The organism is Micromonospora fiedleri (assembly GCF_016774385.1).
Taxonomy (GTDB): domain Bacteria; phylum Actinomycetota; class Actinomycetes; order Mycobacteriales; family Micromonosporaceae; genus Micromonospora; species Micromonospora gifhornensis.
This window is the reverse complement of sequence record NZ_JAETXL010000016.1, coordinates 51,829-62,105: the sequence shown is the minus strand read 5'-3', so window position 1 is coordinate 62,105 and position 10,277 is coordinate 51,829. Positions and strand designations below refer to the sequence as shown.

General features: G+C 66.5%; 5 protein-coding genes. 2 read left to right on the top strand and 3 right to left on the bottom strand.

Annotation, left to right across the window (positions count from 1 at the left end; translation table 11 throughout):
- The first annotated feature begins 180 nt into the window (after positions 1-180).
- Both JMF97_RS29110 and JMF97_RS32265 read left to right on the top strand, forming a co-directional pair.
- On the top strand, positions 181-381 hold the full coding sequence (locus JMF97_RS29110; RefSeq protein WP_203224453.1) for a DUF397 domain-containing protein: 201 nt from the start codon (positions 181-183) through the stop codon (positions 379-381).
- Positions 382-514: 133 nt separating this feature from the next.
- Positions 515-1,159: a Cap15 family cyclic dinucleotide receptor domain-containing protein gene (locus JMF97_RS32265; RefSeq protein ID WP_203224448.1), complete on the top strand. Its 645-nt coding sequence runs from the start codon at positions 515-517 to the stop codon at positions 1,157-1,159.
- Positions 1,160-1,231: 72 nt separating this feature from the next.
- Here the strand turns inward: JMF97_RS32265 and JMF97_RS29100 are convergent, their stop codons facing one another.
- Genes JMF97_RS29100 through drmD form a run of 3 tightly spaced genes read right to left on the bottom strand, consistent with a single transcriptional unit; the run spans position 1,232 to position 10,238 of the window.
- On the bottom strand, positions 1,232-2,953 hold the full coding sequence (locus JMF97_RS29100) for a hypothetical protein (protein ID WP_203224447.1): 1,722 nt from the start codon (positions 2,951-2,953) through the stop codon (positions 1,232-1,234).
- A gap of 17 nt (positions 2,954-2,970) precedes the next feature.
- Positions 2,971-7,062, bottom strand: a complete 4,092-nt coding sequence (locus JMF97_RS29095; RefSeq protein ID WP_203224446.1) for an Eco57I restriction-modification methylase domain-containing protein — start codon at positions 7,060-7,062, stop codon at positions 2,971-2,973.
- A complete protein-coding gene (gene drmD / locus JMF97_RS29090) occupies positions 7,062-10,238 on the bottom strand; it encodes a DISARM system SNF2-like helicase DrmD (protein ID WP_203224445.1) in 3,177 nt (1,058 codons plus the stop codon). Before drmD ends, JMF97_RS29095 begins: the two co-directional genes overlap by 1 nt.
- Positions 10,239-10,277: the final 39 nt, after the last annotated feature.

The following is a 10,277-nucleotide window of genomic DNA, read 5'->3' as shown; positions in this document are numbered from 1 at the left end:
TCAACCAGCTCAAACAGAACCGGGCGATGGCCACCCGATACGACAAACTCTCCGTCCGCTTCGAAGCCACCGTCACCATCGCCGTCATCAACCAGTGGCTTTGACGGCCATTACGAAACGCGGCCTAAGCTCGGCGGAGTCGCTGGCGCTGATCCGGCAGATCGCCAAGGAGATGACGTGATGGCCTCTCGTCCCACCCCCGACCGTGGCTGGTTCAAGTCCTCCCGCAGCGCGAACAACGCCGCCTGCGTCGAAGTCCGGTTCGGTGGCGGCGCGGTGGATGTCCGCGACACCAAGGACCGCAGCGGCCCGATACTCACCTTCGATGCCTGCGCCTGGGCCAGCTTCGTGACCGGGCTCAAGGCCGAGTCAGCGAGCTAGCAGCAGCATCGCCCCGTGGGCTTGAACTGAGATCTCGCCGGGCGGGCTGCCGCCGCCGGCCATGTGCTGGCGAAACCGCTAACGATGCGCCGACAGCTTCAGCCATGGTGCACGGGCATCTTAAACTAAAGAGATGCGCCCCCCAAAAACAATTGTCCGTTCAACCGCCATCGCGGTAGGTGCAATTTATGCCGCCATACTCTACGGCAGCGGATTCCGCTTCGGACCTGGGGTCAAGGTCGCGCTCGCCTACCTGCCTACACTCTTGATTATCGGCGTAGTTGCCTTTGATCTCTGGGTTTGGAAGTGGCCGGGTGTTATTCAACTCGCCGGACGCCCTTCAATTGGGGGAACATGGTGCGCAGTTATTTACCCCCACCCTGATAGCAAGATCCCGAAAGATGGAAATCGTGGGCCAATTCAGGCGACTGTAGTTATAGAACAGACGTACTGGACAATGGCTATCCGTCTGATTTCAGGCGAGAGCACCTCTGTCTCCACCTCAGCCAGCATTCGGCCGGATGGAGGTAGTCGAGTGCAGCGAGTCCTAACATTCACTTATCAGAATGTCCCCAAATACATAAATAGGCCGAGGAGTCGACCTCATCTTGGAACCGCGAATCTCAGCGTTGTGGGGCTGAAGCCGCGAAGTCTAAGTGGCTCATACTGGACCGATCGACTTACTTTAGGAGATCTGAATCTAAGCCTCCTTAGCAGGGGAGTCGATTATGTGGCGACAGAGAATGCTCCATCCAGGACGACATCCGAGACCGAGTAGGCCCAGCCGGATGCAGATGATCACGCCCTCAATTCTTTACGAGGTAAAGATTGCCCGTTGCGCCTAGCGGCTTCAAGACAGAAACCTTTCTTCATCCATGCGAGGGTCCGCCTCGAATTCCGGTATCAACATCTCCTTGACTGCTACGTCGGTCACGACTTGAGTCAGTCTATCGAGTGCATCGTTTACCGCATCGCACTGGCGGGCCGAAAGGTAGAATTTTTCCTCTCGAAGCCGTCTTAGCGTCGTGGATAGATCTTCCAGCCCGTGATCCCCGAGAATGGAGACTCCCGCAAGATACTGGAGGCGTGATACCAGATGCTCGACTAAAGCCCGCTCGACCCTCGGCGGGTAAGACGGAAGGATGTCGATAGAGCCGTCGGTGCTGTACACAACAACTATCGCGTTTGAGATGCCTTCGTTCGTCGCTCTTTGTGTTCCGAGGTAACGGATAGGATTGTTGTATCGGCTACCCCTGGCCGGATCCCCCATGCCGGACGCTACGCCATCGAGGATCACGCCAATTGCATGACAGCGGCCCTCTGGGTCGACGAGCACTCCACCATCCATCTCCGTCAGCTGGATCATAGTCTCCTCATCAATCCGAGCCGGCTGGACTGCCCATGCCTGCGGAGCAAGACGGAGCGCTTCTTCGGCTGCATTAGCTGCGATAATAAGCATCGCGCCATGACGATTATGACGTGCAGCGCGAGCCAGCCTCAAAAGAGCATCGATATCAGCTCCCGGAAGCAGCCAGGAAACCCTGTCGACAATTCCAGTAATGTCCAAATCTGCGGTGATCGGCAGTCGAGCTATCCCATCTTTTACCTCCAAGATAACCCGATCACCTTGTCGCAACTGCCAAGATCCACGCTCCATGAAGTCTATTCTCGTAAGTTCCGCCGATTCCTGCGCGGAAGTGTCTACTTCGCCTACACCATACACTTCTGCTTGATGTAGAAGTAGAACCTTGCTTTCTGTGGTCACCTCCATCAATTTGCGGATTGCATGCCGCCTCTCTATGGGGACAGGCAACAAAAGGTGAAGGTGAACCATGACGCTATGCAGCTCCGGGTTCGCGACAGTGATGACCCCTTGTCCGACTCTTCCTTCATAAGGAAGAGACGAGATGCTACTCAGCAGCATGTCGCTATCACGTTTACCGTGAAGGCCGGATGGGTCCAGTGCATCCGCCACAAGGTTGGCCGCTGCCGAGCGAGCTAATTCGAACCTCTGCGTCGACAGAGAATGGATGCCGTAGCCATCAGGGTCAGCCGACAGATAAAGCCACGCCCGGTGCAGAAGCTGGCGAATTAAGCCAGAGACTAAAGATGTGGCTATTGCGGCACCGCTGCTTGTAGTGCGACTAAGTTGCGGAACGCGATCGATAGCTGCAGCGGGTGCGGCCAGTGCAGCGTAGACAAAGTACTTTCCTAAAGTGACCGATTGGGGCGCGACGAAAAAACGCCAAGCCCCGGTTTTCTGGTGAGAGTTCAGGCCTTCTTCCAGAACAATGCTGTACTTGTTGTCGGGTCGCGCAGTAGGCTCCAACCCGTCTACAAAGCCAACCTTCGCTTCGATGTCTGCGAGATTCATGTGCGGGAACACGGGATCTGCCCTAGGAAACTTTCTAACCGAACTTCCATCGAGAATCACCAAGCCATCATCTTTCGATCGCGGCAGAGCTATGAGCGCTGCGCGCATTTGCTTATCAAACCCGACTTCTTTCAGCGCCGCACCAGCCGCAGCTTCGAATAAGTAACGGAAGGTAGATTCCCGATCCCAGATCATCATATGGTCAACCTATCGTTCTAAAACAGGGCATCCGGTAGGGGGAAGAGGCCGTCTTCCAGCGTGGGCTCCAGCGCTGCCGAAGCCTGGCTGGCGCGAGGACGCGACGTCGTCCTAATTTGCTTTCGTGGCTTGCGTCGGGTGGCAGCCTGTTGGGGTTTCTCGTCCTCGTAGCGTTGGTGGTTGAGTTCGAGCAGCAGATCGAGGATCTCGACCTGGGCGGTCGGGTCGATGGTGAACCGGGTGCCCTGCCGGGTCTGGTGGAACCCGTGACTCAGCGTTAGGTCGAAGCCGTACGCCTCGGCCACCGCCTCGTCGATCTCGACGTGGATCTCCCGCAGGCGGCGGATGTCCGCGCTGGTCACCTGCTCGTCGTGCACCCGGTTGTAGAGCTTCGTCAATCCCAGGTCAAGATCCAACATCACCGAGCGCCGGTACGAGTCCAACTCGGCCCCGACTCGACCGATCTGTGGAGTGATGTTCGGCTGCGGAAACGATTCAAAGCAATTGGACGGCCCATATTGGAGGTCGGATTTGAGTGTAGAAGAATACTTTCGAGCCCATAAAACGTGAAATGTGGAAGCGAGGACCGCTAACATGCTTGAAGCATCGCTCGGGAACACAACAACGTTTTCACTCATAATCTGACGGCTGCTGATGAAGGTGGCGGCCACAGTTCGACTGGTGCGAGCGACGGCAAGAACCCGTTCGAAACCCTCGATCGCCGCGTAGAGCTCAGGTCGTCGCCGCTCATATTGCCACCATCGCTCCCGAGCGCTGACGCTGTATTTGTTCCGCAGCCGCTCTGGCTTCACCTTCGCTTCCACGATGGCGAAGCAGTCGGGGTATTGCTGGGCGCGTTCGAGGGACCAGTTGTGGAAGTTGATGACCCAGCGGCTTGCGGAGCAGTCGGGGCGACCGTTGAGGTCCTCCCCGTTGAGGTAGGGAAAGAGCACCTCCTCGTTGCGCGGGTCCTTGGCGATCAGCGCCTGCGCCTGCTCCGGCTCCAGCAGAAAGCCGGTGCCCAGGACGTAGGAGCCGATGAACGCCTGGTCGGCGTTGGCGGCCAGGCGGTACGGGTTGCCGGTCACCCGGGAGCGGGCGTCCAGGGACGGGGTGATGCCGCGCACCGGGCGGCCGTCCAGGATCGGTGTCTCAGCGTCGGCGGCATGGCCCACCCAGAGCAGTGACACCTCCAACGAGGCGGTGCCCGGCCACGGCTGGGACTTGTTCGCCCGGTAAACCGTCCAGCCCATGTCCACGACTTGGTCGAGGCCGACCTCGCGGGTGTCGCCCTGCCCGATGGTGTTGGTGGCGATGATGCCCACCCGGCCCTGGCCGGTGACGCTCAGGTTGCGCAGCAGGAAGTAGGAGCAGAGGTCGGCGCTGCCGCGCTTGCCTCGGCCGACCCGCTCGACCAGGTACTCGCGCACGTCCGGCCCGACCGCCCCGGTGAGGCGCTGCCCGCCGACGAACGGTGGGTTGGCGATGACGGCGTCGAAGCCGTCGCGGTTGACCACCTCGGGGAACTCCAACGGCCAGTGCAGGGGCCGGATCGGTTCCGGGCGGGAGCCACGCAGCCAGTCAGTCACGGTCAGTCTGATCTGCTGCGCCAGCTCCGCGTCGTCCGGCCGGTCGAGCAGTCCGTACACCTCGTCGTTGAGGGAGAGCAGGCGGTCGTCGTACGTCTCGTTGTCGTCTTCGTCGTCCTCCGGATCCCACGGGCGGCGCCTGACCCGGGCGGCGGTGGAGAGGGCGGCGCCGACCACCGCGTCGGCGGCCAGCCGCAGGTGCCGCCCCAGGTGCTCGACCTCGGCGAGCTTGGCGGCCTTGTCGGCGGCGTCTCGGGTGTCCTCGACCACGGTCGCGCCGATCGAGTCGCGTAACGCGGTCATCTTGTCGACCGTGCGTTCGAGCCGGCCGACCAGGTCGCCGAAGAAGCGGCTGTGCTGGAAGCGGCCGGTCTCCGGGTCGAGGTGGAAGGCGGTGAGCTGATCCAGTGAGGTGATCCCGACCAGCGAGTCGCCGTGGCGCAGCGCGTGGTCGAGGAAGCCGAACGGCTTGCCCTTGGCCAGGGTCACCAGCCACAGCGACAGTTTCGCCAGCTCCACCGCCATGTCGTCGCGGTCCACCCCGTACAGGCAGCGGGCGGCCACCAGGCGGCGGGCGGCGAGCAGCAGATCCTCCCGGTCCGGGTTGCCGTTGGCCAGATCGGACAGCTCGGCGGGGAGCCCGTCGCGTTCCCAGGCCCGCACCAGCACCTCGGCCAGGTAGCGGCAGGCCGCCACCAGGAACGCGCCGGAACCCATCGCCGGGTCGAGCACCTTCAACCGCAGCAGTTCCTCGGCGGTCTTCGCCCGCCACACTCCCTCGTCGGTGACCCCCTGTGCCGGGCCGGGGGAGAAGCAGACCGGGGCGAGGGTGTGCCGCACGACCTCCTCGGCCAGCTCGCGGGGCGTGTAGTGGGTGCCGGTGGCGCGCCGGTCGCCGAACTGGGTGAACAGCACCGACCCGGCGGGGAAGACGGTGGGCAGCTCACGCAGGTCGGTGCGGAGCAGACCCCAGAACGGGCGTACCCGATCGGCCAGCTCGGCGTCGTTGTCGCAGGCCGCGTGCAGCGCGGCGAGCTGGTGCGGCGCTGGCGTCGTGTCCAGGGCCTTCGCCACCTGCCGGGCGGTCAGGTCGCAGCGGGCGACCAGCCACACCCGCAGCTCCGCGTCGCCCCGCGCGGCCGCCGCCTCCAACTCCGCCAGCGGCAGCTCCGGCTCACGCCTGCCGAGCAGACCGACGTACGGCTCCGTCACCCGCGCGCAGGAGAAGTCCAGCAGGCCCTCGTAGACGTGCCCGATCTGCTCCACCCCGAGACTGGAGTAGCTGAGCTGCTCGGCCGCCCTACCCCGGTGCCGCAGCACCAGCAAGGCTTCCAGCATCTCGAATACCACCCGGTCGGTGATCGCCGCGTCGACCAGCCAGGGAAACCGCCTCGGGTCGAACAGCGACCCGCCGTGCGCGGGGATGCGCAGGTCAGGATGCTCACAGCCGCCGTGCACCGCGGCGAAGAGGGCGACCAGCCGGGGCCAGGCAGCGGTACGCCGATCGCCCACCTCGTCGCCGTGCACCGCCCGCACCGCGCCGAGCTGGCCGTGCAGGGTGGACGCCGCGTACGCCTGCGCGTACAGCGGATCGGCCACCGGCAACAGTCGCTGCTCCTCGGCGTAGAGCAGGAACACCAGCCGCATCAGCACGGTCAACGCACCCTGGTAGATCTCCCGGTCGCTGACCTTGCCGAGCAGCCGGCCCTCGGACTCCCGATCGAGCCGGGCCAACTCGGCCACGAAAAGCTCCACCGCCTGCCGGACCTGGTCGCCGAGGGTGGTGGTGATCTGGGTGAGGGCCTCCGCGCTGCGGGCGAACAACCCGGCCAGGCCGGTGGAGGGACGACCCTCGGCGTCGGTCGGCGGCAGCAACACCCGGGACGCGGCGAGCAGGGTGGCGAAGGCCCGCAGCAGGGTCGGCTCCTCCAGCCACAGATCGGCGTCGAAGACCCCGACCCCGGTGGCCTCGCCCCGGCGGGCGTGCACCAGCGCCCAATGCTGCCCGTTGGTCACCAACGCCAGCGGTACGTCGGCGTCCCGGCACAGCTGGGCGGCCTGGTCGACCGGGGCGGGCCGGTCGCTTCGGCCGGAGGTCAGCGACATGCCGAAGGGCAGCCGGTGTACGTGCAGCCGGGCGGCCCGTCCGCCGCCGAGTCGCGGGCCGGACAGCACCAGCTCCGGCTGGAAGCCGTTGCCCCCGGCGACCCCCTCGCTGCGGGCGCTGGAGGGATAGTTCAGCAACTCGCCCAGGATCAGCTCGGTCCAGGCCGGGCCGAGCAGATCCGGGGCCTCCTGCACCTCCGCCCAGCCCTGCCGGATGCGGTTGCGCACCTCCTCGGGCACCGTGTCCAACCCGTGCGGCAGCGCCTCCACCAGCACCGGCACGGTCAGGAAGGGGCCCTCCGGGCGCAGCAGACCCAGCCACTCGGCGTGCTGCTCGTCGATGCGCTGCGCGGGCGGTCGGCCGGGCCGACGGCCGGCCTCACCTCGGGACTGGCGGGGGATCGCGGGCGGCATCAGCGGACACCTCGGGCCAGGGACGCGGGGATCAGGAAGGTGACGGCGGCCGGGAACCAGCGGACCGTCGGGTCGGCATAGCGGCGGCGCAGGGCGGCGGTCTCCCGCTCCCGCTGCGCCGGGATGTCCCGCAACCGGGCCTTCAGCGCGTCCCGGTCGGCGTGCAACTGTTCCCGCTCGACGGCGAACAGGGTCGGCTGCTCCCAGTGCGGCTCGTCGGTGAGCTTGCTCCGGATCGAGGCCGCCAACTCGGTCAGCACCGCCTCGATCGCGGTGACCTCCTCCTCGCAGCGTCGGGCGAGCAGCCCGTGCAGGCTGCGGGCGCGCTGGTCGGCGCGGGTGCCCAGGGCGCGGGCGAGCGGCCCGGACAGCGTCGGCCACAGCTCGGCCAGGTGCTGCCGCACCCGCTCGGCGGGCATCTCGTCGGTGGCGGCGGCCAGCAGCGTCTCCAGCTCCTCCTGCCGGGCCCGGGTGAGCCGCCCGCCCTCGATCGGGCCACCGGCGGTGACGATCTCCTCATGCAGCCGGAGGCCCTCCGCGCCGGTGATCACCACCCGGCCGTGGGCGACCAACGCCGGAGTACGCAGCAGGTCACCGGGGACCACCCGGGCGGTGACCCGGTGCAGCTTCGCTCCGCCGGACCCGGCGTCGCCCCGGGCCTGCGCCCACAGTTCGGCGCGCAGCAGCCGCAGACACATCTGCACCAACTGGTGCCCGAGGTGCAGCAGCACCACGTCGGTGCGTCCGGCCGCCGCATCCGGGTCGAAGGTCACCGGTCGCTCCCTGCCGGTGACCGGATGCAGCAGACCGTCGTTGCGGGCGGCGGCCCACGCCCCGGGCAGCTCCGGCAGCCGGAACCGGCGGCCGACGGAGTCAGGCGGGGTCGGCGCGTCGAGCAGATCCCGGCGGTGGGCCAGCCGTAACCCGGTACGCACCACCCGCTCCACGGTGGCCGGGGTCAGGTTCAGCGCGGTCCGGCTGCCCTTCAACGTCTCCGTGAGCCGGTGCAGGTCGCGGGCCAGATCGCGTTCCACCCGCAGCCGTGCCCGGCTGGCCCGCCGGTCGATCTCGGCGTCGGTGACCTGCCAGTCGGAGCGTCGGCCGGTCATCTTCTGCTCGATCTGGGTGGCGATAACCTCACCGGCGCTACCCAGGTCGGTGCGGATCGCCTCGACCTTCTCCACCGCCAGCCGCAGGAACGCCAGCTCGTCCTCCAACGAGCCATCGGTGTAGTCGACCTGCTGCCAGCCGGCCGGTACGAAATGCCACACCTCGACCCGGGCGGCGCGCTGGCCGTGCCGGTCGATGCGGCCGTTGCGTTGTTCCAGCCGGTTGGGGTTCCAGGGGATTTCCCAGTGCAGTAGCCGGTGGCAGTGCCGTTGCAGGTTGATGCCTTCGCTGGCCGCGTCCGTGGCAAGCAGGATGCGGACCGGGTCGAGATCGGGATCTTCGGTGAAGACGCTCTTGACCCGTTCGCGTTCCTCCGGGTCCTGCCCGCCGTGCAGCAGGGCGATGCGGTCGGCCGGGTACCCGGCACTGATCAGCCGCTCGTGCAGCCAGCGCTGGGTGTCGCGGTACTCGGTGAAGATGATGACCCGCTCGGGTCGCCACTCACCCTCGGGCCGCACGATTGGGTCCAGCCAGCGGCGCATCGCGTCGAACTTGGCATCCGACCGGTCCTGCGCGGTACGGGCCCAGTCCCGCAACTCCTCCAGGAGCCGACGTTCCTCGGCGGTCAGCGGTGCCGCGTAGTGCCGGACGGTGGTCAGGGCGTCCGCCTCGGCGCTGCCGTAGGCCTCGTCGGCCTCGGCGGTCTCCGCCAACCGGTCGATCACCGGTTGCAGGACCTTCTCACCGGCGGCCCGTTCCACCGTCAACGCCGGGCCCGCCGACCGGGCCGTCATGGTGGCCAGGTGGGTGTCGACCGTCTCGGCGAAGGCCTTGGGGGAGGAGAAGAGCCGCCGCTTGAGCAGGGTCGTGACGAAGTCGGCGGCGACCTGACCGGCCCGCCCCTCGGCGTTCGTCCGGCGGCTGGCCGCGTACCGGTTCAGCCGGTCGTGGGCCTGCCGTTCGGCGGGCGGGTAGTCGACCTCCAGATAGTCGAGATGGCGTACCGGGAACCGGGGGGTGCCGTCCCACCTGGGCGGCAGCTCGTTCTTGAGCCGCCGCACCATCACCCGGGCCAGTTGCTCGTCGCTCGGCTTGACCCCCCGGGCGAAGCGCTGATCGTCGAGCAGTTCCAGCAGCGCGGTGAAGGACTCGGTGAAGCCGTTGTGCGGGGTGGCGGAGAGGAAGAGCCGGTGCTCGCAGTGCGGGGCCAGGGCCCGGATCGCCCGCGTGCGCTGCGAGTCCACGGCGTAGCGGCCCCGGCCAGACGGCGCGCAGGTGTGCACCTCGTCCACCACCAGCAGGTCGAACGCACGCGGATAACGCGGTGTCATCGGCAGCACCTCGCGCAGGAGCCGCATCGGCCGTTCCCGCTTGAGCCAGTCCACGCTCACGATCAGTCGTGGGTAGTGCGTCCACGGGTTGGTGTAGAGCCCACGCGAGCGACGCAGCTCCCGCAACAGGCGGGTGTCGACGATGCGGAAGTCGAGGCCGAACTTGTCGCGCATCTCGTCCCGCCACTGCCGGGTCAACCCGGCCGGACAGACGATCATCATGGTGCGGGCCCGGTGCCGCAGCATCAGCTCCTGCATCACCAGACCGGCCTCGATGGTCTTACCGAGCCCGACATCGTCGGCGATCAGCAGGTTGGTGCGGGGCATCGACAGCGCCCGGACCACCGGGTCGAGCTGGTAGTCCTCGATCTCGATGCCGGAGCGGAAGGGTGCCTGGAGGGCGGTCCGGTCCGCCGAGGCGATCGCGCCCCACCGTACGGCGTCGAGGAAGGCGTCGAGCTGCGCCGGATCGTCGTACCCGTGACGGGGGTCCGGGAGGGTGGCGCTGTCATGCACCCGCCGCCCCGGCTCCAACTCCCACACCACCCGCAGCTCCTCGTCGCGGGCGTCGTCCTCCGTGCTGACCAGGGTGACCAGGTGTGGCGCCTGTGCGGTGAAGACGTGCGGATCTCCGCTGGTCACCTCGCTGCGACTCACGTCGGCGATGACCCATCGGCGATTGCGTACCGTGACGAGCTGACCGGCCAGCGGCTCAGTATCGGTGGTCGTGATCATCCGGCTCGAACCATCGGGAGGGGCTCCTCTGGCCGTCAT